This is a genomic window from Luteimonas panaciterrae (genome assembly GCF_020511115.1).
GTDB classification, from domain to species: domain Bacteria; phylum Pseudomonadota; class Gammaproteobacteria; order Xanthomonadales; family Xanthomonadaceae; genus Luteimonas; species Luteimonas panaciterrae.
The window spans coordinates 355,420-381,885 of the sequence record NZ_JAJAVH010000004.1; the positions used below are offsets into that span (position 1 = coordinate 355,420).

General features: G+C 65.5%; 18 protein-coding genes. 8 read left to right on the forward strand and 10 right to left on the reverse strand.

Features of this window, described 5'->3' with window-relative positions; translation table 11 throughout:
* The first annotated feature begins 27 nt into the window (after positions 1–27).
* From LG367_RS06490 to LG367_RS06520, 7 genes are all read left to right on the forward strand, one after another.
* Positions 28–1,230: a cupin domain-containing protein gene (locus LG367_RS06490; RefSeq protein ID WP_226468406.1), complete on the forward strand. Its 1,203-nt coding sequence runs from the start codon at positions 28–30 to the stop codon at positions 1,228–1,230.
* A gap of 169 nt (positions 1,231–1,399) precedes the next feature.
* Complete coding sequence (locus LG367_RS06495) at positions 1,400–4,264, forward strand: 2-oxoglutarate dehydrogenase E1 component (RefSeq protein WP_226468407.1); 2,865 nt, start codon at positions 1,400–1,402, stop codon at positions 4,262–4,264.
* 31 nt (positions 4,265–4,295) lie between these two features.
* Positions 4,296–5,540, forward strand: coding sequence for a dihydrolipoyllysine-residue succinyltransferase (sucB, locus tag LG367_RS06500; RefSeq protein ID WP_226468408.1), 1,245 nt, complete (start codon positions 4,296–4,298; stop codon positions 5,538–5,540).
* 92 nt (positions 5,541–5,632) lie between these two features.
* On the forward strand, positions 5,633–7,069 hold the full coding sequence (gene lpdA / locus LG367_RS06505; protein ID WP_226468409.1) for a dihydrolipoyl dehydrogenase: 1,437 nt from the start codon (positions 5,633–5,635) through the stop codon (positions 7,067–7,069).
* Between the two features lie 68 nt (positions 7,070–7,137).
* Positions 7,138–7,731, forward strand: coding sequence for an LOG family protein (locus LG367_RS06510; protein ID WP_226468410.1), 594 nt, complete (start codon positions 7,138–7,140; stop codon positions 7,729–7,731).
* Between the two features lie 37 nt (positions 7,732–7,768).
* Positions 7,769–8,761 carry a YhdH/YhfP family quinone oxidoreductase gene (locus LG367_RS06515; protein ID WP_226468411.1) on the forward strand — a complete coding sequence of 331 codons (993 nt, stop codon included), beginning with the start codon at positions 7,769–7,771 and terminating at the stop codon, positions 8,759–8,761.
* A 66-nt stretch (positions 8,762–8,827) separates the two neighbouring features.
* Complete coding sequence (locus tag LG367_RS06520) at positions 8,828–9,190, forward strand: response regulator (protein WP_226468412.1); 363 nt, start codon at positions 8,828–8,830, stop codon at positions 9,188–9,190.
* Positions 9,191–9,227: 37 nt separating this feature from the next.
* Here the strand turns inward: LG367_RS06520 and LG367_RS06525 are convergent, their stop codons facing one another.
* Together LG367_RS06525 and LG367_RS06530 are read right to left on the reverse strand one after the other, a co-directional pair.
* Positions 9,228–10,127: a DnaJ C-terminal domain-containing protein gene (locus LG367_RS06525; protein WP_226468413.1), complete on the reverse strand. Its 900-nt coding sequence runs from the start codon at positions 10,125–10,127 to the stop codon at positions 9,228–9,230.
* A 145-nt stretch (positions 10,128–10,272) separates the two neighbouring features.
* The gene (locus LG367_RS06530) at positions 10,273–10,746 is read right to left on the reverse strand and encodes an Hsp20/alpha crystallin family protein (protein WP_226468414.1); all 474 of its coding nucleotides are present in this window, start codon (positions 10,744–10,746) and stop codon (positions 10,273–10,275) included.
* A gap of 161 nt (positions 10,747–10,907) precedes the next feature.
* Here LG367_RS06530 and LG367_RS06535 point away from each other — a divergent pair, with 161 nt between their 5' ends.
* The gene (locus LG367_RS06535; protein WP_226468415.1) at positions 10,908–11,387 is read left to right on the forward strand and encodes a peroxiredoxin; all 480 of its coding nucleotides are present in this window, start codon (positions 10,908–10,910) and stop codon (positions 11,385–11,387) included.
* Between the two features lie 62 nt (positions 11,388–11,449).
* Here LG367_RS06535 and pbpC read toward each other — a convergent pair whose 3' ends face one another.
* The 8 genes from pbpC to LG367_RS06575 all read right to left on the reverse strand — a co-directional run bounded on the left by pbpC (position 11,450) and on the right by LG367_RS06575 (position 26,390).
* Positions 11,450–13,828 carry a penicillin-binding protein 1C gene (pbpC, locus tag LG367_RS06540; RefSeq protein WP_226468627.1) on the reverse strand — a complete coding sequence of 793 codons (2,379 nt, stop codon included), beginning with the start codon at positions 13,826–13,828 and terminating at the stop codon, positions 11,450–11,452.
* 30 nt (positions 13,829–13,858) lie between these two features.
* The gene (locus LG367_RS06545; RefSeq protein WP_226468416.1) at positions 13,859–14,566 is read right to left on the reverse strand and encodes an aspartate/glutamate racemase family protein; all 708 of its coding nucleotides are present in this window, start codon (positions 14,564–14,566) and stop codon (positions 13,859–13,861) included.
* 112 nt (positions 14,567–14,678) lie between these two features.
* Positions 14,679–19,607 (reverse strand): alpha-2-macroglobulin family protein, encoded by a 4,929-nt coding sequence (locus tag LG367_RS06550; RefSeq protein WP_226468628.1) that lies wholly within the window; start codon positions 19,605–19,607, stop codon positions 14,679–14,681.
* 129 nt (positions 19,608–19,736) lie between these two features.
* Positions 19,737–20,990 (reverse strand): peptidoglycan-binding domain-containing protein, encoded by a 1,254-nt coding sequence (locus tag LG367_RS06555; RefSeq protein ID WP_226468417.1) that lies wholly within the window; start codon positions 20,988–20,990, stop codon positions 19,737–19,739.
* A gap of 83 nt (positions 20,991–21,073) precedes the next feature.
* On the reverse strand, positions 21,074–21,568 hold the full coding sequence (locus tag LG367_RS06560; RefSeq protein ID WP_226468418.1) for a hypothetical protein: 495 nt from the start codon (positions 21,566–21,568) through the stop codon (positions 21,074–21,076).
* Between the two features lie 134 nt (positions 21,569–21,702).
* A complete protein-coding gene (gene gyrA / locus LG367_RS06565) occupies positions 21,703–24,321 on the reverse strand; it encodes a DNA gyrase subunit A (protein WP_226468419.1) in 2,619 nt (872 codons plus the stop codon).
* Between the two features lie 188 nt (positions 24,322–24,509).
* Complete coding sequence (gene mtnA / locus LG367_RS06570; protein ID WP_226468420.1) at positions 24,510–25,571, reverse strand: S-methyl-5-thioribose-1-phosphate isomerase; 1,062 nt, start codon at positions 25,569–25,571, stop codon at positions 24,510–24,512.
* A 63-nt stretch (positions 25,572–25,634) separates the two neighbouring features.
* Positions 25,635–26,390, reverse strand: coding sequence for a DUF3011 domain-containing protein (locus LG367_RS06575; RefSeq protein ID WP_226468421.1), 756 nt, complete (start codon positions 26,388–26,390; stop codon positions 25,635–25,637).
* Positions 26,391–26,466: the final 76 nt, after the last annotated feature.

A 26,466-nucleotide genomic window follows, 5' to 3' on the forward strand; every position in this document is an offset into this window, starting at 1 on the left:
ACCGACCGAAGCCGCCGCGCCGCCCCGATGACACGACGCTCCCCCGCTCCCGCCATCGAAATCGATGCCTCCGCGCGCCAGCCGCTCGGCATGCCGCCGGCCGAATTCCTGCGCGACTACTGGCAAAAGCGCCCGCTGCTGATCCGCAACGCCTTCGCTGGCTTCGTCTCGCCCCTCGAACCCGAGGATCTCGCCGGCCTCGCCTGCGAGGAAGCCGCGCTCTCGCGCCTGATCACCTACGACCGCGCCCGCGACGCCTGGAGCGTGCGACACGGCCCGTTCGCGGAAGAAGAATTCCCCGGCCTCGGCGATCACGACTGGACCCTGCTGGTGCAGGATGTCGACAAATGGGACGCCGACGTCGCCGCCCTGCTGCCGGCGTTCGATTTCATCCCGCGCTGGCGCATCGACGACGTCATGATCAGCTTCGCCGCCACCGGAGGCTCGGTGGGCGCGCACGTCGATCAATACGACGTATTCCTGCTGCAGGGACAGGGCCACCGGCGCTGGCAGATCGACGCCGGCCCCAATCCGCCCACGGCCTTCCGCGACGACGTCGACATCAAGCTGCTGCGCGAATTCACCCCCACCCACGACTGGGTGCTCGGCCCTGGCGACATGCTCTACCTGCCGCCGGGCGTGCCGCACCACGGCGTTGCCGAGGATCCCTGCCTGACGTTCTCGATCGGCATGCGCGCCCCGTCGGCCGCCGAGCTGATGGGCGACTACATCGACACCCTCGCCGCCGATGCGGATGAAACACTCCGTTACGGCGATGCCGATCTCACCCCGCCGAAGGACGCCAACGAGATCGACGAGGCCGCGATGCGGCGCGTGATCGAAGCCTTGAACGTGCTGCGCATGAGCGATCCGGACCGGCTCGGCGACTGGTTCGGCCGCTTCATCACCCTGTATCGCAGCGCCGGCGAAGCCGTGCCCTCGGACGATGGCCGCTCCCGCATCGAGATCGAATGGGACCTGCGGCAGGGCTTCATCCTGCAGCGCCATCCCTGGACGCGCATGGCCTGGCGCCGCGGCAAGCGCGGCGCATCGCTCTATGCGGCCGGCCAGGTGTATGCCCTGCCGGTGCGCGACGCGCAGGCCATCGCCGCTTCGGCCGCATTCGATGGCACCGCCTACTCGGCCTTGTCCGAGCGCGGGCGCGACGCCATCTTCGAACTGCTGCAAGGCGGCCACTACCAGCTGCTGGAGCCCGGCGACCCCTCATGAATCCTGGATGGGGGCTGTCCCGACCCCTCATCGTGACGCACGTCATGATGCACCGCGGCAAACGCTGCGGCTATAATTTAACGATCCCAACCGCGCCTCTTCCCGGGTTTGTCGAATTCCCCGCCGGATCAGGCATTTGCCCCGCCATCGAGCCAGAAAAAAAGCCAGAGTGGACAGTCTCCTGAAGCAGTTTGCGCAGTCCTCGCAGCTCGGCGCCAATGCCGCCTACATCGAGGAACTGTACGAGCAGTACCTGGTCGCCCCCGACAGCGTGGGGCCGAAATGGAAAAGCTGGTTCGATACCTTCAAGGGCCGCGAGGCGGGTGACGTCCCGCACTCGGCGATCATGGATCGCATCGTGCAAGCCGCCAGCGACCTGCGCGGCGCGGCACCGACCGTCACCGCCGGCGGTGTGGTCGACAGCGAGAATTCGCGCAAGCAAGGCTCGGTGCTCAAGCTGATCACCGCCTACCGCTCGCGCGGCCACCTGCAGGCCGATCTCGATCCGTTGAAGATGACGGCCAAGCCGGAGGCTCCGGACCTCGACCTGCATTTCCACGGCCTCACCGACGCCGACCTCGACACCGAGTTCGGCACCGGCCCCGGCGGCGACACCAGCACCTTCGGCGGCCCGGCGCGGATGCGCCTGCGCGACCTGGTCGGCCTGCTCCGCTCCACCTACTGCGGTTCGATCGGCGCCGAGTTCATGCATATCGCCGACGCCGACCAGCGTCGCTGGATGTACGAGCGCCTGGAAGCGGCCGGTGGCAACTACCACCGCAGCGGCGAAGAAAAGCGCCGCATCCTCGAGCGCCTCAGCGCTGCCGAGGGCCTGGAACGCTACCTGCACACCAAATACGTCGGCCAGAAGCGCTTCTCGCTGGAAGGCGGCGACGCGCTGATCCCGCTGCTCGACAATATGGTGCGTCGCGCCGGCAGCGATGGCGTGCGCGACATGGTGATCGGCATGGCCCACCGCGGCCGTCTCAACGTATTGATCAATACGCTCGGCAAGAATCCGCGCAAGCTGTTCGATGAATTCGAAGGCAAGTTCGAGCACACCGACGACGACCGCGCCCATACCGGCGACGTCAAATACCACATGGGCTTCTCCGCCGACGTCGCCACGCCGGGTGGCCCGGTGCATGTCGCGCTGGCGTTCAACCCCTCGCATCTGGAAATCGTCAATCCCGTGGTGGCCGGCAGCGTGCGTTCGCGCCAGCACCGCCTCGGCGATATCTCACGCCAGCGCGTACTGCCGGTGCTGTTGCATGGCGACGCCGCCTTCGCAGGCCAGGGCGTGGGCATGGAACTGCTGCAGATGTCGCAGGCGCGCGGCTTCGCCGTCGGCGGCACCGTCCACATCGTCATCAACAACCAGGTCGGCTTCACCACCAGCGCACGTGACGACGCCCGCTCCACGCTGTACTGCACTGACGTCGCCAAGATGGTCGGCGCACCGGTGCTGCACGTGAACGGTGACGATCCCGAAGCCGTGGTGTTCTGCGCCGAACTGGTTTACGACTTCCGTCAGCGCTTCAAGAAGGATGTCGTGCTCGACCTGGTCTGCTATCGCCGCCACGGCCACAACGAGGCCGACGAGCCGGCGGCGACGCAGCCGCTGATGTACCAGATCATCCGCGCGCTCAAGACGCCGCGCGAGCTGTACACGCAGCGCCTGGTCGATGCCGGCACCATCCAGGCCGAGGAAGCCAAGAGCATCGTCGACGGCTATCGCAACAAGCTCGATGCCGGTGAAGTCACCACCGAGCTGGCCACGCCCAAGCCCGACGAATTCGCCATCGACTGGTCGAAGCTGCTGTCCGGCCGCATCACCGATCCGGTCGACACCACGGTCAAGCGCAAGAAGCTCGACGAGCTGGCCAAGCTCATCAACACCATTCCGGGCGGCGTCACGCTGCACGCGCGCGTGGCCAAGATTTACGAGGACCGCGTGAAGATGGCGGCCGGCGAACTCGACGCCGACTGGGGCTTCGCCGAAAACCTCGCCTACGCCACCCTGCTCGCCGATGGCCATCGCCTGCGCCTGGTCGGCCAGGATTCCGGCCGCGGCACGTTCTTCCATCGCCACGCCATCCTCCACGACCAGAAGACCGACAGCTACTACCTGCCGCTGCGTCAGCTGGTCGACAATCCGGAAGACGTCACCATCATCGACTCGCTGCTCAGCGAGGAAGCGGTGATGGCGTTCGAATACGGCTACTCCACCGCCGATCCCGACACGCTCGACATCTGGGAAGCGCAGTTCGGCGACTTCGCCAACGGCGCGCAGGTGGTGATCGACCAGTTCCTCTCCTCCGGCGAAGCCAAGTGGGGACGCATCAGCGGCCTGTCGCTGTTCCTGCCGCACGGCTACGAAGGGCAAGGCCCCGAGCACAGTTCGGCGCGCCTGGAACGCTTCCTGCAGCTGTGCGCGCTGGAGAACATGCTCGTCTGCGTGCCGACCACACCGGCGCAGGCCTTCCACATGATCCGCCGTCAGCTGTGCATGACCACGCGCAAGCCGCTGGTGGTGATGACGCCGAAGTCGCTGCTGCGCCACAAGCTCGCCGTCTCCACGCTGGACGAGCTCGCCAACGGCGAATTCCAGCACCTGATCCCGGACGCCAAGGCCGACGCGAAGAAGGTCAAGCGCGTGGTGTTGTGCTCCGGCAAGGTCTACTACGACCTGCTCGAGGACGCGACCAAGCGCGGCCAGGACGATGTCGCCATCATCCGCATCGAACAGCTCTACCCGTTCCCGCGCGAACTGCTGGCCGCCGAGCTCAAGCGCTACGCCAAGGCCAAGGACGTGGTGTGGTGCCAGGAAGAGCCGCAGAACCAGGGCGCGTGGTATCAGATCCGTCACCACCTCAACGCCTGCCTGGCCGAGAAGCAGGTGCTGCACTACGCCGGCCGCCCGCGCTCGCCCTCGCCCGCCGCGGGTCATCTCAACGACCATGTCGCCGAGCAGCTGAAGCTGGTCGCCGACGCGCTGGTCAATCCGTTCAACGGCTCGGCGGTTGCCGAGTAACTCCCCTTTTAAAGTTTCCAGGACGCCGCACATGGCCACCGAAATCAAAGTTCCGGTCCTCCCCGAATCCGTCTCCGACGCCACCATCGCCTCGTGGCACAAGAAGGTCGGCGACGCGGTCAAGCGCGACGAGAACCTGGTCGACCTGGAAACCGACAAGGTCGTGCTGGAAGTGCCCTCCACCGTCGACGGTGTGCTGAAGGAAATCAAATTCGAGGAAGGCGCCACCGTCACCAGTCAGCAGATCATCGCGGTGATCGAGGAAGGCGCGGCAGCTGCGGCCGAAGCGCCCAAGCCCGCCGCCGAGCAACCCAAGGCAGCTGAAAAGCCCGCCGCCGGCGCCGAGCAGGTGCAGCCGAAGGCCGAGGCCAGCAAGGCTGCGGCCGCCGCACCGGCGAGCACGCGTCCGGCTTCCGTGTCGGGTAGCTCCGAACTGCCGCCAGGCGCCCGCTTCACCGCCGAGAAGGAAGGCATCGATCCTTCGCAGGTGGAAGGCACCGGTCGCCGCGGCGCGGTCACCAAGGAAGACCTGATCAATTACGCCAGTGGCAAGACCGCCGGCGTGTCCGGCGGCGCCCGTCCCGAGGAGCGCGTCCCGATGACCCGCATCCGCGCCCGCATCGCCGAGCGCCTGATGCAGTCGAAGAACTCCATCGCCATGCTCACCTCCTTCAACGAGGTGAACCTCGGCAAGGTGATGGCGATGCGCAAGGAGCTTGGCGAAGCCTTCGAGAAGGCCAACGGCATCAAGCTCGGCTTCATGAGCTTCTTCGCCAAGGCCGCCGCCAACGCCTTGCAGCGCCATCCGGTCGTCAACGCCTCGGTCGACGGCAATGACATCATCTATCACGGCTACGCCGACATCTCGATCGCCGTGTCCACCGACAAGGGTCTGGTGACGCCGGTCGTGCGCAACGTCGAACGCCTGGGCTTCGCCGACATCGAGAAGGCCATCGGCGACTACGCCAAGAAGGCGCGCGACGGCAAGCTCTCGCTCGACGACCTGCAGGGCGGCACCTTCACCATCACCAACGGCGGCACCTTCGGTTCGCTGATGTCCACGCCGATCGTCAATCCACCGCAGTCGGCAATCCTCGGCATGCACGCGATCAAGGAACGCGCCATCGTCGAGAACGGCGCCGTCGTCGCCGCGCCGATGATGTACATCGCGCTGTCGTACGATCACCGCATCATCGACGGCAAGGACGCGGTGCTGTTCCTGGTCGACATCAAGAATCAGCTCGAGAATCCGAGCCGCATGCTGCTCGGCATGTGATGCCGGGAGACGGGGGACGAGAGACGGGAGACGGAATCTCCCGCTCTTCGCGTCTCCCTCTTCCCTTCTCTCGTCTCCCGAGGTAATCAGAAATGGCTGAACAATTCGACGTCATCGTCATCGGCGCCGGCCCTGCCGGCTACCACGCCGCCATTCGCGCCGCGCAGCTGGGCATGAAGACCGCCTGCATCGACGCCGCGCTCGGCAAGGACGGCAAGCCCGCTCTCGGCGGCACCTGTCTGCGCGTGGGCTGCATTCCGTCGAAGGCGCTGCTCGACAGTTCGCGCCAGTTCTACAACCTGCAGCATCTGTTCGGCGAACACGGCATCAGCGTCAAGGACGCCAAGATCGACATCGGCGCCATGGTCGGTCGCAAGGACAAGATCGTGAAGCAGTTCACCGGCGGCATCGCGATGCTGTTCAAGGCGAACAAGGTCACACCGTATTATGGTTACGGCCAGCTGCAGCCCGGCAACATCGTCAAGGTGAAGCAGCACGACGGCTCCGAGGTCGAGCTCAAGGGCACGAACGTCATCCTCGCCGCCGGTTCGGATTCGATCGAACTGCCGTTCGCCAAGTTCGACGGCGATGCCATCGTTGACAACGTCGGCGCGCTCGACTTCACCGAAGTGCCGAAGCGCCTGGGCGTGATCGGTGCCGGCGTGATCGGCCTGGAACTGGGCAGCGTGTGGAAGCGCCTGGGCGCCGAGGTCACCATCCTCGAAGCCCTGCCCGACTTCCTCGCCGCCGCCGACGCCGAGGTCGCCAAGACCGCCGCGCGCGAATTCAAGAAACAGGGCCTCGACATCCGCCTCGGCGCCAAGGTCAGCAAGACCGAGATCAAGAGCAAAGGCAAGTCGAAGACCGTCGAAGTCACCTACACCGACGCCGAAGGCGAGAAGACTCTCACCGTCGACAAGCTGCTCGTCTCCGTCGGCCGTCGCGCCGCCAGCAAGGGGCTACTGGCCGACGGCACCGGCGTCAAGCTCAACGAGCGCGGCGTGATCGAGGTCGACGAGCATTGCCACACCGGCGTCGACGGCGTCTGGGCCATCGGCGACTGCGTGCGCGGCCCGATGCTGGCGCACAAGGGCTTCGAGGAAGGCATCGCGGTGGCCGAGCTGATCGCGGGCCTGCCCGGCCACGTCAACTACGACACCATTCCGTGGGTGATCTACACCGAACCGGAAATCGCCTGGGTTGGCCAGACCGAGCAACAGCTCAAGGCCGAGGGCGTGCCGTACAAGACCGGTAGCTTCCCCTTTGCCGCGCTTGGCCGCGCCGTCGCGATGGCCGAACCCGCGGGCTTCGTGAAGGTGATCGCGCATGCGGAAACCGATCGCGTGCTCGGCCTGCATCTGGTCGGCGTCGGCGTGTCGGAGCTGGTACACGAAGGCGTGCTGACGATGGAGTTCAAGGGCTCCGCCGACGACCTCGCCCGCATCTGCCACGCCCATCCGACGCTGTCCGAATCGATCCACGACGCGGCGATGGCGGTCGACAAGCGCGCCATTCACAAGACGAACTAAGCGACACGTGATACACCGGAACGGCGCACCCAGTGCGCCGTTCTGCATTTAGAGGACAAGAAACGAACATGAAGTCGATCTGCGTCTACTGCGGTTCCAACGCCGGCAACAAACCCGCCTATGCCGACCGTGCGATGGCGCTGGGAACGCGCATCGCCCAGGAAAAACTCACCCTCGTCTACGGCGGCGGCAACGTCGGCCTGATGGGCATCGTGGCTGATGCGGTGCTCGAGGCCGGCGGCGAAGCGATCGGCGTCATCCCGCAGCAATTGGTGAACTGGGAAGTCGCGCACCGCGACCTGACCAAACTGGAAATCGTCGGCTCGATGCACGAACGCAAGGCGCGCATGTTCGACCTGGCCGATGCTTTCGTTGCCCTGCCCGGCGGTTTCGGCACGCTCGATGAGATGTTCGAGATGCTGACCTGGCGCCAGCTCGGCCTCGGCCAGAAGCCCTGCGCGTTCCTCGATGTCGAGAATTTCTACTCCCCGCTGATGACGATGATCGATCGCATGGTGGAGGAGCGCTTCCTGCATCCCGACCAGCGCCACGATCTCTGGCATGGCAGCGATCTCGATACGCTGTTCGCATGGATGCGCGAGTACCAGCCGGCACACGCCGACAAGTGGATGGACGAGAAGCGTCGCAAAGAGTTGCGGTAATCTTGATCTGATCATTCGGAAAGTAGGTGGCACGACGATGACGATCCCATCCGCGTTCAAGGCCTTCCGCATCCACGACGACGATGCCGGTTACCGCAGCGGAATCGAGGAGATCGCGCTCGAAGCGTTGGCGCCCGGCGAAATCGTCATCAAGACCGCGCATTCCTCGGTCAACTTCAAGGACGCGCTCGCCGGTACCGGCAAGGGCAAGATCCTGCGCACATTCCCTCTGGTCGGCGGCATCGACGTGGCTGGACACGTCGTCGCCTCCACCGACAAGGCGTTCAAGGAAGGCGATGCGGTCCTCGCTACCGGTTCCGGCCTGAGCGAAACCCGCGATGGCGGCTATTCCGAATATGCGCGCCTGGAATCGCGCTGGGCCATTCCGCTGCCATCTGGCCTGAGCCTGCGCGAAAGCATGATCCTCGGCACCGCCGGCTTCACCGCCGCGCTCGCACTGTTCCGCATGCGCGAGAACCGGCAGACACCCGAACTCGGCCCGCTCGCCGTGACCGGCGCCAGCGGCGGCGTCGGCTCGCTCGCGATCGACATCTTCAGCCGCGCCGGTTTCGAAGTGCACGCGATCAGCGGCAAGCCGGAGCACGCCGACTACCTGACATCCATCGGCGCCCACACCGTGCTCGGCCGCGACGCGCTCGCCACGAAGCGGCCGATGGAGACGGCGCGTTTCGGCGGCGGCCTGGACAACGTCGGCGGCGCGATGCTGGCCAGCCTGCTGGCGCAGACGGTCCCGTACGGCAACGTCGCCAGCGCCGGGCTCGCCGCCACGCACGACCTGCCGACAACCGTGATGCCTTTCATCATTCGTGGCGTCTCGCTGCTGGGCGTGGCCTCGGCCGGCACCGCGCGCGACATCCGCGAGGAGGTCTGGCGTCTGCTGGCTTCGGATTGGAAGCCACGTCATCTCGACCGCATCTGCACGCGCGAAGTGACACTGCGACAATTGCCCGAAGTCTTCGACACCATGCTGGCCGGGGGCTCGTTCGGCCGGACTCTGGTCACGCTCTAGACCATTGGCCGCTTGTCCGGTCAACGGGCACGGCTACAATCGGACCGCACCAACTCGGGGAGTCTCATGGCGCGCATCCTGATCGTTGACGATTCGCCGTCACAACTGATGGGCATCCGCCGCATCATCGAGAAGCTCGGACACGCGGCCCTGACCGCGGAGGACGGCGCCGCCGGCGTCGAACTCGCGCAACGCGAGCTGCCCGACCTGATCCTGATGGACGTGGTGATGCCGAACCTCAACGGCTTCCAGGCCACCCGTTCGATCACACGCGATCCGCGCACCGCGAAGATCCCGGTCGTGCTGGTGACGACCAAGGATCAGGACACCGATCGCGTCTGGGGCCTGCGCCAGGGCGCCAAGGCCTATCTCACCAAGCCCTTCAGCGAAGCCGATCTGGCCAAGGTCATCGCCGAACTGATCGCCTGATGCTCCGCCTTCCTTCCCTTCGCGGAGAAGGAAGGCATCAATCGCCGCGCCAGTCCTGCGCGAACGCCTCGGCCAATTGGCGATAGGCCTTGCGCTGTCCGTCATTGCTCGGCTTGGGCGCTTCCACTTCCAGTTCCACGATCTGGTCTCCGGCAGCCGCGCCGCCGCTCCCGGGCAAGCCTCGGCCACGCAGGCGCAGCTTGCGGCCGGCTTCCGAGTCCGCGGGGATCTTCAGTTCGACCTGACCACCCAATGTCGGAACATTGATCGTTGCTCCCAGCGCGGCTTCCCACGGCGCCACCGACAGCGTGTAGATGATGTTGCGCCCGTCCACCTCGAACTGCGGATGCGCGGCGTATTCGATTTCCAGCAGCAGATCGCCCTGCTCTCCCTGCCCTGCGAGCCGGATCAGCTGCCCCGGCCGGATGCCCTTGGGGATGCGCACATCCAGCGCTTTGTTGTTGACGCTGATGCGCACGCTCGAACCGGCATGAACCACCTCCAGCGGCACCGCCAGCTTCGCGCGCGTATGCCCGCGCGGCGGCGGCCGATGCGCGCCTTGCGCCGCGCCGAAACCGCCGCGACCGAACAGGCCCTCGAAGAAATCGCTGAATCCGCCGCCGGCACCACCGGCGCCACTCGCGAAGATTTCATCGAAATCGTAACCGCCGCCGTTGCCGAAACCGCCGGGCGCCGACTGCACTTCATCACCCGGCCGGTAGCCACGCGAACGCAGCTGATCGTAGGCGGCGCGCTTCTGCGGATCGCGCAGCGCTTCGTAAGCCTCATTGACGGCCTTGAACCGTTCCTCGGCGCCCGCTTCCTTGCTGACGTCAGGATGGTATTTGCGCGCCAGCCTGCGATACGCGGTCTTGATCTCCGCCTCGCCCGCGTTCGGCTCCACGCCCAGTGTCTGGTAATAGTCTTTGAATTGCATGCCAGCCCTCAAACGCTCAACCCGCGGCCGTCGGGCCGCGGGCTGAGGATATACCGAGTACTTCCGAAAACCGCCACTCGGCGATTCCCGGCGTGGGTCCTTCCGCGAGCCCACGCCTCCATGCGCGGGCTTTCACATCGTGCGATTACTGCACGGTCGGCGAGCCGACCTGGATGCGGCGCGGCGCGGTTTGCGGCTTCTTGGGAATGACGATCTCCAGCACGCCGTTGCGACCGCTGGCGGAAATGCCTTCGGCATCCACGCTCTCGGGCAGCGCGAAGCGACGGTGGAAACTGCCGTGGCGACGCTCGATGCGCGAATAGCGTCCGCTCTCGGCGGCGCCTCCCTCGACCACGTTCTCGACGCTGCGCTCGCCCTTGATCGACAGGATGTTCTTGTCCATCTGGATCTCGATGTCCTGCGGATCGATGCCCGGCAGGTCGGCGCGGATGACGAAACGTTCGGCTTCTTCCTTGATGTCGACGCTGGGCGTCCACTGCGCATGCGCGGCGGAGTCGCTGTCGAGGAAACGGTCGAATGCATACTTGATTTCATTGCGCAGGGCGGCCTGTTCATAGACGGCCTGCCCCGGCCACTGGCGATAACGGACGATGCTCATGATGATTGCTCCAATTCTGGTCAGCTCGAAATGTTCTGTTTACCGGCGACCGGTCGCCGCCATAGCTGCGAAATTGGTATCGCCACGGCGATTTCAACGGCCTTGACATCTCTCTACTCCGCCCCGAATACACTTGGTTCACCTCAGAGCGGGACTTTCCCATGACCATTCAGATCGGTGACCGCATTCCGGAAGCCAAATTGCAGCGCATCGGCGAGGGCGTCGAGATCGTCGATACCCCCACGCTTTTCACCGGGAAGAAGGTCGTCCTGTTCGCCGTCCCCGGCGCGTTCACGCCGACCTGCTCGGAGCGCCATCTGCCCGGCTACATCGAGCATTTCGACAGCTTCCGTGGCAAGGGCATCGAAGTCGCCTGCATGTCGGTGAACGATCCCTTCGTCATGCAGGCCTGGGGACGCAGCCAGAACACGCAGGAAGGCCTGCTGATGCTGGCCGACGGCAACGGCGAATTCGCGCGTGCGCTCGGGCTGGAAATGGATGCCAGTTCCTACGGCATGGGCACGCGATCCAAGCGCTTCTCGCTTTATGCGGAAGACGGTGTCGTGAAAGTGCTCAATGTCGAAGCGCCAGGCGAATTCCGCGTGTCGTCGGCGGAGCACATGCTCGAACAGCTCACCTGAACCTCGATATCGTCATCCCGGCGAAAGCTGGGATGACGGCAGCAAAAAACCTCGAGATTGTTCTAGTTCAGCACGCGGAATTTCACACTGTTCCAGGCGCCGCTGTCCGCCAACGCAGTCAAGGTGTGCGTGCCCGTTTCGGAAAAATCGCGGACCAGCGGTCTCGCGCCTTCGGTCTCGCCGATCCAGCGCCCATCCAGCAGCCACTGCACGCGCGCACCCGTTCCCAGTGCTCGCAACGAGAGGCGCACCGGATGCACGCTGCCGGGTGCACGCGCCAACGTCGCATTGTCGTTGACGCCTTCGATGCGCAACTCCTCGACGGCATCGCGACCGTCCGCCATGCAGTCGGCGGCGAGCGGCGGCAAACGCGAAGCCTGACGCATCGCAGCTGTCAGCCAGGGTGATGCCAGCGCAGGCCATCGCGCGATTTCACGCGATTCGCGTTCGTGCGGCAGCGAGCATGCGGCCGACAAGCGTTCGCCGCTGCCTGCATCGGCATCGAAGCGTTCGATGCCCGCGTTCCACAGACGCGCGCCGCGTTCGGCGAACGTGGGTGGCACGGTGCCGCTCAATATCCAGGCCTCCATGCGGCGCTGGCAGAGTTGCGGCGATTGCGCATCGGCGGTAGCGCCTGATGGCCAGCAGATGTCCGACTTGGTCACGCTCGCTGGCGGCGGTTGCGGCACGCTGTCACCACGCATGCGTGGCAGGCTGTCGACGGTTTCGAACAACAGCGGGAGCGCCGTGACGGCGCCATACTGACCCGGCAGCGGCGTGCCGTCCGGACGCCCGACCCACACGCCAACCGTGTAACGCCGCGTGCCGCCGAGCGCCCAGGCGTCGCGGAAACCGTAGCTGGTGCCGGTCTTCCAGGCCACGCGCGGGCGATTGCCGCGATCGAACGTGTCCTCGCGCTCGCCAGGACGAGGATTGGCTTCGAGCATCGTCCGCACGATCCAGGCGGCGCCCGGCGACAGCAGACGCCGATCGATCTTCGGATCTTGCGGCGTGTAGCGCACGCGTCCTGCAACGCCATCGCGGTTGAAAGCGGAATATGCGCCGACCAGATCTTCAAGCCGCGCGCCGATGCCGCCCAAGATCAACGACAGATTCGGCGTCGCGCCGCGCGGATATTTCAGTGAAATTCCGGCATTGTCCAGACGGGCGGAAAAACGCGCCGGACCGACGCGATCGAGCAGATCCACGGCGGGAATGTTCAACGACAATCGCAACGCTTCCGCAGCACCAACCGGTCCGTTGAACGCCGTGTCGAAATTGCCGGGACGATAGCCGCCGAAGGATTGCGGCGCATCCACCAGCAGACTTTCGGAATGGATCAGGCCATCATCGAGCGCCAATCCATACAGGAACGGCTTGAGCGTGGAGCCGGGCGAACGCCAGGCTCGCACCATGTCGACGTGTCCCAGGCGTGCCTTGTCGCCAAACGTCACCGAACCGACATAGGCACGCGCCTCCATGCTGGCGTTGTCCACCACCAGCAGCGCCGCGGACGTGCGTGGCGGCAGGTTGGAGAAATAACTGGCGACGCGTTCCTCGAGCGTGCGTTGCAAGCCCGGATCGATCGTGGAAACGATGCGATCGGCCTTGCCATGCGTCGAACGCAATCGCTGCGCAAGCAACGCCGCCGACAAAGGCGCTTGCAATCGCCGCGATACGACCGCCTCGATCTTGGCATCCGTGACTTCCGCCCTGCTCCACACGCCGAGTTCGGCCATGCGATCGAGCACTTTGTCGCGCGCGACGCGTGCCGCTTCGGGTTCTCGATCCGGCCGCCACCGACTCGGCGCCTGCGGCAGCACCACCAGCAGCGCGGCTTCGGCATGGGACAGCTTCGATGCCGGCTTGCCGAGATAGGCCCAGCTCGCCGCCTCGATGCCTTCGATCGTGCCGCCGAACGGTGCGCGTTCCAGGTACAGATCGAGGATCTCGCGTTTCGAAAGATGTACCTCCAACTGCAGCGCTCGCAGCATTTGCCGCAGCTTCCGCCATGGCGATCGCGTGCCGCCCGGCCCATCGAGGATGCGCGCCACCTGCATCGTCAACGTCGATCCGCCGGAAACGATGCGGCCACTGCGCAGCCATTGCCCGCCCGCGCGCAGGATCGCCACCGGATTGATGCCCGGATGTCGCCAGAACCAGCGATCTTCATAGTTCAGCAACACCTGCAGATACAGCGGCGACACCTGTCGCGACGTCGTGGGATAACGCCAGACGCCTTCGGCATCGGCGAAGGCCCGCAATGGCGTGCCGTCGCGCGCGACCACGAGAACGCTCGTATCGCGGCTTTTCGGCAATGGCGGCGGAAAGGCGAGATCGAGGATCAGCAGCGACAGCAGGCATGCGACCGTTCCCCAGCGCAGCCACCACAGCAGTGGACGACCGACGATGCCACGTCGGAGCCGGTCGATCACGGCCATGAGCGGGACCTTCAACTGCATCGCGAGCCGTTAGCCGGACGCGACGCTCACCTGCGTCGCGCGCCGCAGCGCGGCTCGCGCCAGCAGGCGCGTGGAGTCGAGCGTCGGCAGCGGAGAATTCTCGTCGCCGAGGATCAGGGGAATTTCGGTGCATCCCAGCACCACGGCATCGCAGCCCGCCTGCCGCATGCGCGTGATGACCTGCTGGAAATAGGCGATCGATTCCGGCTTGAACATGCCGTACACCAATTCGTCCATGATGATCCGGCCGATCTCATCACGCTCATCGGGATCGGGACGCAGATATTCCAGCCCACGCGCGACCAGCTTCTCGGGATAGACCTCGCTGTCGACCAGCCACTTCGTACCGGTCAGCCCCAAGCGTTTGAAGCCGCGCGCGACGGCCTCGTCGGCGACAACTTCGGCGATGTGCAGCCACGGCAAAGGTGATCTCGCGACGATTCCGGGCAGCGCCGCATGGATGGTGTTGTCGGGACAGATCAGAAAATCCGCGCCGATGCCCGCCAATCGCCTGGCAGAGTCCAGCATGAGTTCTCCCACGCCTGCCCAGTCGCCTCGATCCAGGCACGCCACGTACTCGGCGAGCGAGGGGGTATGCATCGACACTTCCGGGTGCGCATGCGGACCAAGCAATGCCGCGCCCTCCGCACAGATCGTGCGATAGCAGAGCGCGGCACCTTCCGCGGAACAGGCGACAATGCCGATATGCAGGGGCATGCGTAATGCTCTCCAGATTTGTTTGCCATCCGTGGCGAAGCTCAATCGATTGCTGATGGTCCAGCCCGGCCATCCCTGGCCGGGCGTTCGGGAGCGCAGGCGGCAATGCCGCCTAGCGCGCTCCCTCACCCACGGTGATCGTCGCCGGCGTCGACTTGCCCACGCCACGCAATTGCGGCCGGTACATGTCCTCCACCAGCGGTGGCGGCACGGTATATGTTCCCGGCGTCACCGCACGCGCCAGATAGAACACGCGCGCCTTGCCGCCAGCCGACAACTTGAGCGCGGCGATGTAGCGGTCATCGCGATACTCCTCGTGCTGCACGTCGGCCGCGCTGGCGCGATCGGTGATCTCGATGCCGTTGACGACGACACCCGCCCACTGCTTCTCGTCGCTGAGATTGAAGTTCTCGATCTCCAGGCCCGCGGGCAGCAAGTCGGTGATCAGCGCATCCGGCATGCTGGTATCGGCGGTGATGGTGAGGCCGACGATCAAGGCTTCGCCTTCCTTCAGCGGCTTCGGCGTCCATTCCTTGCCGTCGGTGCCGTACCACTTGCGCTCCACCTTGAGTTGGCTGAAATCGGGTTCGGGCGCATTGCGCGGCACGCCCGCGATTTCCAGGCTGGCGTACAGCGGCGGCGTGCCCTTCGGATCGAAACGCACGCCTTGGGCCAGCGTGTCGTAGTCGAACGAGCGGCCGACGATCTTGGCGGCCGGCACGGACTCATCGTTGCCGCCGACATGCCAGTTGCCCTCGACGCGCTTGTCCTGCGACACCATGAGCGCCTTGCCAAGCCGGGCCAATGCCACCTGTTCCTGCGTGCTCAGGTAGAGCCAGCCGTTCTTGCGACGCACATCGAGTTCGCGGCCGAGATCGACCGCTCGCGCGTCATACTCGGGCTTGGCATAGCCGCGCTCGTGGGTGAGCGCGATCATCAGAGCGGTGTCGCGCAACGGGCTGCCGTAGTCGTCGAGATAACCCGGACGATCGCCCTTGAAGTTGAAGCCCTCCGCGATCGCCTTCAGGCCGCGCGCCTTGTCGCCCTGCAACGCCAACGCGAGACCGAGATGGACGAGCGGCAAGCCGGTGAGCGTGCGCTTGCGCTCATTGTCGTAGAGCGCGCGCAACGTTCCGAGCGGCGCACGGTTCACGCGCGCCAACGCGTAGCCGGCATGTGCCTGATAGGCGAACTTGAGATGCTCGCGGTTGTCCCGGCCGTAGAACTCGTTGCCGCCGGCCAGGAGATCCTCGTTGAGACGTTGCAGCGCTTTCTGCAGCACGGTGTCCGGCACCTGGAAGCCACCCTCGCGCGCGTCGAGCAGGAACTCGACGATGTACGGCGTCAGGCTCGGACTCACATAGCCGTCGTCGCCCCACATCGAGAAGTGCCCGGAGCTCACCTGCATCGAGGCGAGTCGTCCAAGCGCACCTTCCATGCGTGCGCGACGCTTGGCGGCGTCCAGCCCGGTCACACCGAGCATCTTCGCCGTCTCGGGATCGAGTTCGAGTGCCGCGTAACCCTTGCTGGTGGTTTGCTCGGAACAGCCGTAGGGATAATCCAAAGCGCCCTGCAGCGCACTCGCGAAGGGGATCGGCGGCAATGCGCTCACGGTCATGCGTGCGTTCACCGATCCCGGCATCAGGCCGTCGGCGAATCCGGCATCCAGCGAAACGGCGGCCAATGCATCCAGCACCTGCGTGCGGGCGCGCAACACGCTGGGCCATGCCGGGCGCACTGGCAAGTCGTAGCGGCGATCGACCTTGAAGCCGTTGCCTTCCACGCGCACGCGCACGTTGGCGGTGCTGTAGCCCTCCTTCGCCGAGACCGGGAAGTTGAGCGTGGCCTTCGCTTCCTTGTCGATCTTGGCACTGCGCGCACCTTCGCCGATGGCTACGGGACCGATGCCATCGACCTGCACCTTGAACTCGCCGGCCTTGCCGGTGAAGTTGGTGAGATCGAGCGTGACCGTGCTGCGGTCACCAGGCGCCAGGATGCGCGGCATGCTCGCCTCGGCCACGATCGGCGCGCGCACGAGGGTTTCCAGATCGCGGTTGCCGTACTGATCACCGGAGAACACCAGTGCGGAGACGCGCAGCGTGCCGTTGAAATCGGGAACCGGCAGCTTCACGCGCACGTTGCCCTTGGCATCGAGCTTCACCGGCCCCGAGAACAGGTCGACGGTCTGCACGCGCGCGGTCGGGCGCTTCGCCTGCGGCAAGGCATCGAGCGCCATATCGCCGCCGAAGCGCAGCTTGGCGATGCTGCCCTCGAAACTTTCGATCACGCGACCGTAGATGTCGTAGGCATCCACGCCGAGACGGCGCTGGGCGAAGAAATGCTTGTTGGCATCTGGGACCGGGAAGCGGGTGATGTTGAGGATGCCGACATCGACCGCCGACACGGTGGCATACGCCTCCTTGCCGGCCAGCGCGGGCGCGCTGATGGTCACCGCGATCGGTTGCTCGGGCCGCATCTGCTTCGGCGCAACCAGACCGACGGCGACACGACGTGCGCGACGATCCATCGGCACCCAGGTCACGCCAACCGCACGCGCAGGTGTGATCTTGCTCGGCACGCTGCCACCGCGGAACACGAGCGCGGTGACGTAGACGTCGTGGCGCTCCCATTCCTTCGTCACCGGGATTTCGAATGTCTCGCCCTTGGCGCCGACGTCGATGTCCTGTACGTAAAGCAGTTTGTCGCTTTCCACGAGCAGCACGCCACGTCCGGCATGCGGCGGCGTGATCGTGGCTTTGAGCGTGTCGCCGGTCTTGTAGCCAGTCTTGTCGAGCGACAGCTTGACCTTGTCTGGCCGCGCGTCGAGGCCGCGGTTTTCGTCGTCCCAGCTCCAGCCCGCGCGGAAGGGATAGCGCGTGGTGAGCTTGGTGGCGGGATCGAAGACTTCAACGCGGTACTCGCCCCACTCCACCGGGAAATCGAAACGCGCGGCGGTGGCGCCGGCATCGATCGTCTTGACCTCGACATTCTCAAAGCGGCGAGTGAAGTCGTACTTCCAGCCGTCGTCGGCGTCGTAGTTCCAGTGATAGTCGCGATGCTCGCGCACCAGCGTCACCTTCAAGCCACTCGCCGGCCGCGGTTTGCCATCGCTGCCGACGCGCATCAGCTCGAAACGCGCGGTGCTGTTGGCGTCGCTACCGTCCTTGTCATCGAACAGCGGGCGCACGCCAACCAGGGCATCGGCCGGCCACAGCACGCGCTTGAGCGAGCGATTGACGCTGCGGCCGCCGGTTTCGAACAGACTGCCGGACAGCACGGCGGCGATCGGCGTGACCGGTTTGGCCTCATCGGGCAGTGCGATGTCCTGCGAGAGCTTGCCCTGCGCATCGAGCTTGTCGTCGATGACGTCCTTCGCGTCCTTCGGCAATTCGACGGTGGGGTCGCCGAAGAAATAACCCGGCAGCTCCTCCAGCGGATGCTGCTCCACCGCCACGGCAAGCTTCGCCGTGAACCGGTTCTGCGCCGCGGGCGCGCCGTAGAGATAGGCGCCGATCGCTTGCAGGCGCAACGGCTGGCCAGGCCTGAGCACGGCGTCGGACGATTCCAGATCGAGCTTCATGCGCTCGGGCAGGAATTCCTCGATGCGCAGCGTCATGCCCTGCACCGCTTCCTTGCTCGCCGGATCGGTGCGGAATTCGATCTGCCAGCGGCCCGTTGGCGCATCGACCGGAATGGTCTTTTCGAACTTGAAGTATCCGAGCGCGCCCGCTTCGATGCGGCTGTCGAGGAAGGTCTTGCCATCCGGCTGCTTCAGGCGCACGAACAACGGCTGCGCCTTGTTGCCCTTCGCCACCACCGGCTTGCCATCGTTGTCGCGGAATAGCGCGGAGACGCGCACGGTTTCGCCGGGACGATAGAGATCGCGCCCCGACCATGCGAAGACGTCGAACCAGGCCGACTCGCGGCCGCTGACGGCGAATTCGGACAGATCCAGCGCCGGCTGGTTGAACGGCAGGAACGACACATCCTTGCCGCGCGTGGCGATCAGCACGTGCCCGGACTGCAACGTGTAATCGAGCAGCGCGTTGCCGTTGCCGTCGGTGCGGCCCTTGAGGAAGGTTTCGCCCTGCGGATCGAGAATGCGCAGTTCCGTGCTGCCGATCGCGCTGCCGTCCTGCAGCGAGGCCGTATGTACGTAAAGCTTGTCCTTGTAGGCACGGGCATGCAGGCCGACGTCACTGACGGTGAAGAACGCGGTGTCGTATTCGTTCTTGAACTGGCCAGGCCGCCGCATCACGGCGAAGTACAGGCCGGGTTCCTGAAGTTCGGAAATATCCTGTATCGGCAGATATGTCAGCACGCGCTCGTTGCGCTTGCCGCCGAGCACGAAACGATTGGTGTAGACGGATTTGGCCAGCTTCGACAACGGCTTGTACTGCTTGCCGTCGCCATCGTCGTAATCACGTTCCAGATCCCACCCATCGCGGCGGCCGCCGCGCTGGTACTGGCTGAAGAATTGCGGCAGCGATTTCTCGTCCAGGCGCAGGAATTCGACGTCGACTTCATCGACATTCACCGAGACCACCGGCAATCCGCGTGACTCCTTCGCCGGCAGCACACTGCCCTGCGAGGCGAATCCAACCGCGGGATCGAGTTCGCCGGTGAAGACCTTCTCCTCGATCTGCTTGCCGAGCTTGTTGCCATCGGCGGCGGTGAGATCGCCGGAGATGCGCATCGTGTAAGTCTTGTTCGCCTCCACGTACGGGAAGCGCAGTACCTTGCCGTCCTTGTCGAGCGACCAGCTGCTCTTGTCGCCGACCGGTTCGGCGAAAGTGATCAGCTTGTCGAAATCCTGCGTGCCGACCAGTGGACGCGAAAATTCCAGGGCGATGGCGAGCGAATCGCTGCCCTGGTCCGGATAGGCGCGCGCGAGCGCGAATCCCTTGACCTCTTCGCGCTTGGCCTGGACCGCCTCGCCGGTGACCGCGGGCAGTTGTCCCTGCTCGCTGCGCTTGCACGCCGGCAGCCACAGCAGGGCCAACGACAGCATCGCCACCGCAACCCCGCGCGCGGCGCGCATGGCACCGCCCCCACGCGTCCACATCGTCATGTGCATCTCCTTAGGTTGCACACGAGTATAGACCGCGTGGACGCAGCGCTGCGTTCACGGAAGGGTGTCGACAAAAGCGTCGGATTCAGGAAGAAACGCTTACCGCGAGTGGCGGCGGTGACGCTCCTGTTCCTGCTCCTGCGTCCGCTCGTGGTGTTGTTCCTGACGCACGTCGTGGCGCCGCTCCAGCTCCTGCGTCTGGACTTGTTTCTGCACCTGCGTCTGCACGTGGCGCTGCGATTCCAGCTGCCTCTCCTGATCCAGCTGCAGGGTGCTCTTCTCCAGCGGCTGCACGCCGGCTTGCTTGAGGTCCATGCGGAGCCGATGCGTCTCTTCGTCCGACCCGCGCTGGATCGCGATGACGTTGCCGCTGCCCGCGTCGAGCCTGACGTGGTCGATCTGCTGCACGCCTTGCAGCTTGGCCTCGAGCACCAGCGCGGCGGCGGCGTTACGGCGCTCCTCGGCGTTGGCGAAGGTTTTCGGGTCGAGCTTTTCCAGACCGTCCAGCGCCTGCCGGTACAAGCCGTGGTCCGGATGATCGGGATTGGAGACCAGCGGCTGCCGCTCGGCCATGTGCAGCGCGGCGATCGTCTGCGATCCGGCCACGCCATTCGCTTCCAGGCCATGCACGCGCTGGAAGGATTCGAGCGCTTCACGCGTGCGATCCCCGAACACGCCGTCGACGCGCAACGGCGCGCCCTGGCCGTCGAGATAGCCGAAGGTGTGCAGCAGTCCCTGCACCTCGCGCACGCCCGGCCCCCGGTCGCCGCTCTCGACGATGCGCTGTTGCTGCAAGGCGGCGATCGCCACCGCGATCGGGATCGCGGCCTTGGTCGAGGGCGGCAGCGTGAGGCCGGATCGGCGCAGGCGCTTGGTCATGCCCGGGAACATGTCCGGCGCGATCAGGCCGGCTTCGATGTCGGCCAGGTAGCGCCACAGTTGCTCGGATTCCATCTCGACCTGGACGCGGTCGGGCTGCGTCTTCACGTTGCCCGGCCCCGCGCCCCACTGTCGGCCGAGCGGCTGGCCATATTCGACGTGCTCGCCTTCCTGCACCGCGAAACTGCGCGGATCCATATGCAGGACTCGGCCGAGCAGCTGACCGTCGGTCCCGGGCGAATCATAGAGTTCGACGGTGCCTTGGTCGCCCGTGCGATGGGCGTAGCCGTCCACTGGCGAGGGCACGAAGACCGCGCCGGGCTTGTCCTGGGCCAGCACGAAGCTTTTCCGGGTCCACGCCTCGCTACCGGTGCCGCCGGTGCCAGTCGGGGCACCGTCAGCCTGTGTACCGGAGGTGTCGTCCGTCTCGTCCTGTTGCGCCTGGAAGGTTTCCAGGATCCTGTACTTGCTCATCGCACCTGCCCGTCGCCGGATGGCGACAGTCATGCTGCCGCCGTCCGCCCGCGCGATCAACCCCCGGTTCGCGCCGAACCGCGTTACTTGCCGGATTTACGAGACTTGCCCGACTTCTTGCCGGACTTCGCAGGCTTGTCGGCATTGACCGGGTTGCCGGTCTGCTGCCAGCTGATCCGCAGCTTGCCGCCGCTGAAAGCGGCCTGTGCGCCCTTGCCGTTGACCTTGGCGTTGTCGAGATCCACGCGCAGCTCGACCGGCGTCCCCTGCAGCGGCAGCACGCGCGGGCTCTGATACGTGCGCGCCTGCACCTGCGAGGCGTACACCTGCGATGCATCCGCGCCGATCAGGTTCGGCGCATTAGCGATCAGCGGGCGGCGCACCACTTCCAGGCTCCAGCCCGAGCCGCCTTCCTTGCGGATCGCCAGCATCAGATCGGGCGTGATGTCGCGCATGTACAGCGTGCGCGCATCGGTCAGATCGATGGCGATCCAGTTCTCGCCCTGTTCGTAGGCCTGCGCCAGCGGCGCCGCCATCCAGCTCGCCAGCGCGAGCAATGCCCCCATCAGGTATTTCATGTAACCCCCTTCCGTTTTTAGTCCAGCTTTTGGTGAAACCTCCCTACAAAAGCCCATGGCCGGGACGAAGCCCGGCCATGGGTTCTTGTTAAAGTATCGTAACCCCGGCGCTGCGTCCGGGGTACCACCGCACATCAATTTTGAGGCTGCGGTCGCTCTTCGCCGGCCTGATCTTCATGGGCCTGCCCTTCGCGGGGCTCCCCGCCGGCCGTGGTGTCCTCATCCTCCAGCGAGGCATCGACGCGCTCCACCGCCTGCAGGCTCTCGCCCTCGGCCATGCGCATCAGCGTCACACCCTGGGTGTTGCGGCCGACCTGCGAGATTTCCGCCGCGCGCGTGCGCACGAGCGTGCCGCCGTCGGAGATCAGCAGTACTTCATGGTGGTCACTGAGCTGGATGGCGCCGATCAAACTGCCGTTGCGTGCGCTGGTCTGGATCGCGATCACGCCCTGGGTGCCGCGACCCTTGCGCGGATATTCCTCGAGCGACGTGCGCTTGCCGTAGCCACGCTCGCTGGCGGTGAGGATGTCGCCGTCACCGTCGACCACAATCAGGCTGACCACGTGCTCGCCGGCCGTGAGCTTGATACCGCGCACACCGGTGGCGGTGCGGCCCATCGAGCGCACTTCCTGCTCGGCGAAACGCACGGCCTTGCCGTTACTGGCGAACAGCATCACGTCGCGCGAACCGTCGGTGAGCGCGACATCGACCAGGGCGTCGCCGTCATCGAGATTGATGGCGATCTTGCCGCGCTGCAGACGATAGGCGAACTCGGTGAGCGGCGTCTTCTTGACCGTGCCGTTGCGGGTGGCGAACAGCACATAGTGGCTGTCGTCGTACTCGCGCACCGGCAGCACCGCCTGCACCTTCTCCCCTTCCTCCAGCGAGATCCAGTTGATGATCGGCCGTCCGCGCGCGTTCGGGCCGGCATCCGGCAGCTGATGCACCGGCAGCCAGAACACGCGCCCGGCGCTGGTGAAGGTGAGCAGCGTGTCGTGCGTGTTGACCAGCCAGAGCTGGTCGATGAAATCCTCGTCCTTGGTCGCCGCCGCATTGCGTCCGCGGCCACCGCGCCGTTGCGCACGGTAGGCGGTGACCGGCTGGCGCTTGGCGTAGCCGGCGTGCGAAAGCGTCACCACCACGTCTTCCGGCGCGATCAGGTCGAGGATGTCGAGATCCTCCTCGCTTGCGCGGATTTCGCTGCGGCGCGCGTCGCCGAATTCTTCCTTGAGGTTGCGCAGCTCGGTGCGGATCACATCGAGCAGCACGTCGGGATTCTCGAGAATCTCGATCAGGCCGCGGATGGTCTCGAGCAGCTGCTTGTATTCCTCGGTGAGCTTGTCCTGCTCCAGGCCGGTCAGGCGGTGCAGGCGCATTTCGAGAATCTGCTGCGCCTGCGTTTCCGTCAGCTGGTAGGCACCGTCGACGAGACCGACGCCAGCCGGCAGGTCTTCCGGACGCGACGCATCGCTACCGGCCGCCGCGAGCAGGCTCGCGACCAGACCCGGCTGCCACGTGCGCGCCAGCATGCGATCGCGTGCCTCATTCGGATTCGCCGAAGTCTTGATCAGCTCGATCATCTCGTCGATGTTGGCGAGCGCGACGGTCAGGCCTTCCAACACGTGGGCGCGGGCGCGTGCCTTGCGCAGTTCGAAGATGGTCCTGCGCGTCACCACCTCGCGGCGATGGCGGACGAAGGCTTCGAGAATCTGCTTGAGATTGAGCAACTGCGGGCGGCCATCGACCAGCGCCACCATGTTGATGCCGAACACCGACTCCATCTGCGTTTGCTGATAGAGATTGTTCAGCACCACTTCGGCGGAATCGCCGCGCTTGACCTCGATGTAGATGCGCATGCCGTCCTTGTCGGACTCATCGCGCAGCTCGCTGATGCCCTCGAGCTTCTTTTCCTTGACCAGCTCGGCGATCTTCTCGATCAGACGCGCCTTGTTGACCTGGTACGGAATCTCGGTGACGACGATCGCCTCACGGCCGCTGTCGGTCACTTCGACCTCGGCGCGCGCGCGCATGCGCACACGACCGCGACCGGTGCGATAGGCGAGATGGATGCCGCCGACGCCGTTGATGATGCCGGCAGTGGGGAAATCCGGGCCCGGGATGTATTGCATCAGGCCGTCGATGTCGATCGACGGATCGTCGATCAGCGCGATCAGCGCATTGATCACTTCCGACAGGTTGTGCGGCGGAATATTGGTCGCCATGCCGACGGCGATGCCGGCCGAACCATTGACCAGCAGGTTCGGGAACCGCGTCGGCATGACCGTGGGTTCCAGTTCCTTCTCGTCGTAGTTGGGTTGGAAATCGACGGTTTCCTTGTCGATGTCCGCCATCAGCTCGTGCGTCAGGCGCGACATGCGCGCTTCGGTGTAACGCATCGCCGCGGCGCTGTCGCCGTCGACCGAGCCGAAGTTGCCCTGCCCGTCCACCAGCAGGTAGCGCAGCGAGAACGGCTGCGCCATGCGCACCAGCGTGTCGTACACCGACTGGTCGCCGTGCGGGTGGTACTTACCGATCACGTCACCGACGATACGCGCCGACTTGTAGTAAGGCTTGTTGCTGTGCGCACCGAGCTCGTTCATCGCGTACAGCACGCGGCGATGCACCGGCTTGAGGCCGTCGCGGACGTCGGGGAGCGCGCGCCCCACGATCACGCTCATGGCGTAATCGAGGTAGCTGCGGCGCATCTCGTCCTCGAGATTGACGGGGATGATTTCCTTGGCGAGTTCGGCCATTACGACCCTTATTCAATGGTTCACACGGGTGGTGCCGCGGGCATCGCCGGCGGCGCTTGCGCAGGAATCCGCGCAAGCCTGAAATTCTACCATGAAACGGCCTTGGAAAGCCGCCTGATTCCCCACCGGAAACAAGCACTTGCAGGCATTTTCGAGGGCCGTGAAAGCAGCCACGAAAGAGGTCCCGTTCAGGCCCCGAACAGCGCCTTCATCGAAGCGGCATCCGGATGCTCCACGACACCCTTCTCGGTGACGATCGCATCGATCAGCGCGGCCGGCGTGACGTCGAAAACCGGATTCCAGGCGTGAATGCCCTCGGCCACCGTGCGCGTGCCGGAAACGCCGAGCAGTTCGCCCGGGTCACGCTCCTCGATCTCGATCAGATTGCCCGACGCCGTCGCCATGTCGACGGTCGAGGAAGGCGCCGCCACCATGAACTTGCGGCCGTGATAACGCGCGGCGATGGCGAGCTGATAGGTGCCGATCTTGTTGGCGACGTCGCCGTTGGCGCAGATGCGATCGGCGCCGACCACGACCCAATCGACATCGCCGCGCTTCATCAGGTGCGAAGCGGCGGCGTCGGCGATCAGGGTGGCGTCGATGCCGTCCTGCTGCAGTTCCCACACCGTCAGGCGCGAACCTTGCATCCAGGGGCGGGTTTCGTCGGCGAAGACCTTGTCGATCCGGCCCTGGGCCACGCCCGCGCGGATCACGCCGAGCGCGGTGCCGAAGCCCGCCGTCGCCAGCGAACCCGTGTTGCAGTGCGTCAGCACACCGCTGCCGGGCTGGATGAGCGCGGCGCCGAGTTCGCCCATGCGGCGGTTGGCCGCCAGATCTTCGTCGGTGATCGTCTGCGCTTCGCGCTCGATCGCCTCGCGCCAGTCGGAGCCGGCCGCCGCCAGCGCACGACGCATGCGTGCGAGCGCCCAGGCCAGATTGACCGCGGTGGGTCGCGCGGCGTTGAGCCGCTGCAGCGCGGGTTCGATGACCGACAGGACGCCATCGCCCGTATCGGCGGCTTTCACTGTTCGCGCGGCCAGTACCACGCCCCAGGCGGCGGCGATGCCGATGGCCGGCGCGCCACGCACGGCGAGATCGCGGATCGCCGTGGCGACGGCGTCGCTGTCCGCGCAGCGCAGGTACTCCACCGCGAACGGCAGTTTGCGCTGGTCGAGAAGCTCTAGCGCATCGCCGGTCCAGCGGATCGGACGGATGCGGTCGTAGCGGTCGAAATCGAAGGTGTCAGGCATCCCGTAATTGTAGCCGGGATGCCTGCACCTTCCGTTGCGTTTCGTGTTCCGATCGCTACGTCGTCAGCGCCACCAGCCGCCGCCGGTCTCGAACTCGGCGCGGCAGCCGTTGGACACCCACACGTAGTCGCGGCGATAGCCCCAATCGCGGCCCTCGATGCAATCGCGATCGGACAGCTTGCGGATCAGCCGCACGCCATTGCGCGTGTCCGCGGCACATTCCTGCGGGTGCTTGTCATAGGACTGGCAACGCACCGTGCGGGTGCCACCACCACCGCCCCAGCCCGGATCACCGCCGCCCCAATTGCCACCACCGGTCGCGAATTCCGCGCGGCAGCCGTTCGACACCCAGACGTAATCGCGACGATAGCCCCAGTCACGTCCCTGCACGCAATCGCGCTCGGACAGCTTGCGCACCAGCTGCACGCCGCCGCGCGTGTTGATGGGACATTCCTTTGGCTGCTTGCCGTAGGACTCGCAGCGCACCGTGCGGCCATTGCCGTTGCCCCAATCGCCGCCGCCACCGCGACCGACGGCGAATTCGGCGCGACAGCCGTTCGACACCCAGACGTAATTGCGGCGGGTGCCCCAATCGCGACCTTGCACGCAATCGCGATCGGACAGCTTGCGGACCAGCCGCACCCCACCACGCGTGTTGATGGGACATTCCTGCGGCTGCTTGCCATAGGACTCGCAGCGCACCGTGCGGCCGCTGTCGCCCCATCGAGCATCATCGCGATACCCCGATTGCGCCGAAGCCGTGGCCGAGGCCAGCCAGGCGACGCTCCCGATCACCAGAATTCCGAATAGCTTGCGCATGTCCCCACCCTCGTCCAGTTGATGCCGGACACTCTCGCGCGCCCAGCATGAATACGTCCTCAATTTTCCATGACCC

Coding starts and splice junctions, on each gene's coding strand:
- LG367_RS06490 (WP_226468406.1), top strand. CDS start 28: ATGACACGACGCTCCCCCGCTCCCGCCATCGAAATCGATGCCTCCGCG.
- sucB (WP_226468408.1), top strand. CDS start 4,296: ATGGCCACCGAAATCAAAGTTCCGGTCCTCCCCGAATCCGTCTCCGAC.
- lpdA (WP_226468409.1), top strand. CDS start 5,633: ATGGCTGAACAATTCGACGTCATCGTCATCGGCGCCGGCCCTGCCGGC.
- LG367_RS06510 (WP_226468410.1), top strand. CDS start 7,138: ATGAAGTCGATCTGCGTCTACTGCGGTTCCAACGCCGGCAACAAACCC.
- LG367_RS06515 (WP_226468411.1), top strand. CDS start 7,769: ATGACGATCCCATCCGCGTTCAAGGCCTTCCGCATCCACGACGACGAT.
- LG367_RS06520 (WP_226468412.1), top strand. CDS start 8,828: ATGGCGCGCATCCTGATCGTTGACGATTCGCCGTCACAACTGATGGGC.
- LG367_RS06525 (WP_226468413.1), bottom strand. CDS start 10,127: ATGCAATTCAAAGACTATTACCAGACACTGGGCGTGGAGCCGAACGCG.
- LG367_RS06530 (WP_226468414.1), bottom strand. CDS start 10,746: ATGAGCATCGTCCGTTATCGCCAGTGGCCGGGGCAGGCCGTCTATGAA.
- LG367_RS06535 (WP_226468415.1), top strand. CDS start 10,908: ATGACCATTCAGATCGGTGACCGCATTCCGGAAGCCAAATTGCAGCGC.
- pbpC (WP_226468627.1), bottom strand. CDS start 13,828: ATGGCCGTGATCGACCGGCTCCGACGTGGCATCGTCGGTCGTCCACTG.
- LG367_RS06545 (WP_226468416.1), bottom strand. CDS start 14,566: ATGCCCCTGCATATCGGCATTGTCGCCTGTTCCGCGGAAGGTGCCGCG.
- LG367_RS06550 (WP_226468628.1), bottom strand. CDS start 19,607: ATGCGCGCCGCGCGCGGGGTTGCGGTGGCGATGCTGTCGTTGGCCCTG.
- LG367_RS06555 (WP_226468417.1), bottom strand. CDS start 20,990: ATGAGCAAGTACAGGATCCTGGAAACCTTCCAGGCGCAACAGGACGAG.
- LG367_RS06560 (WP_226468418.1), bottom strand. CDS start 21,568: ATGAAATACCTGATGGGGGCATTGCTCGCGCTGGCGAGCTGGATGGCG.
- gyrA (WP_226468419.1), bottom strand. CDS start 24,321: ATGGCCGAACTCGCCAAGGAAATCATCCCCGTCAATCTCGAGGACGAG.
- mtnA (WP_226468420.1), bottom strand. CDS start 25,571: ATGCCTGACACCTTCGATTTCGACCGCTACGACCGCATCCGTCCGATC.
- LG367_RS06575 (WP_226468421.1), bottom strand. CDS start 26,390: ATGCGCAAGCTATTCGGAATTCTGGTGATCGGGAGCGTCGCCTGGCTG.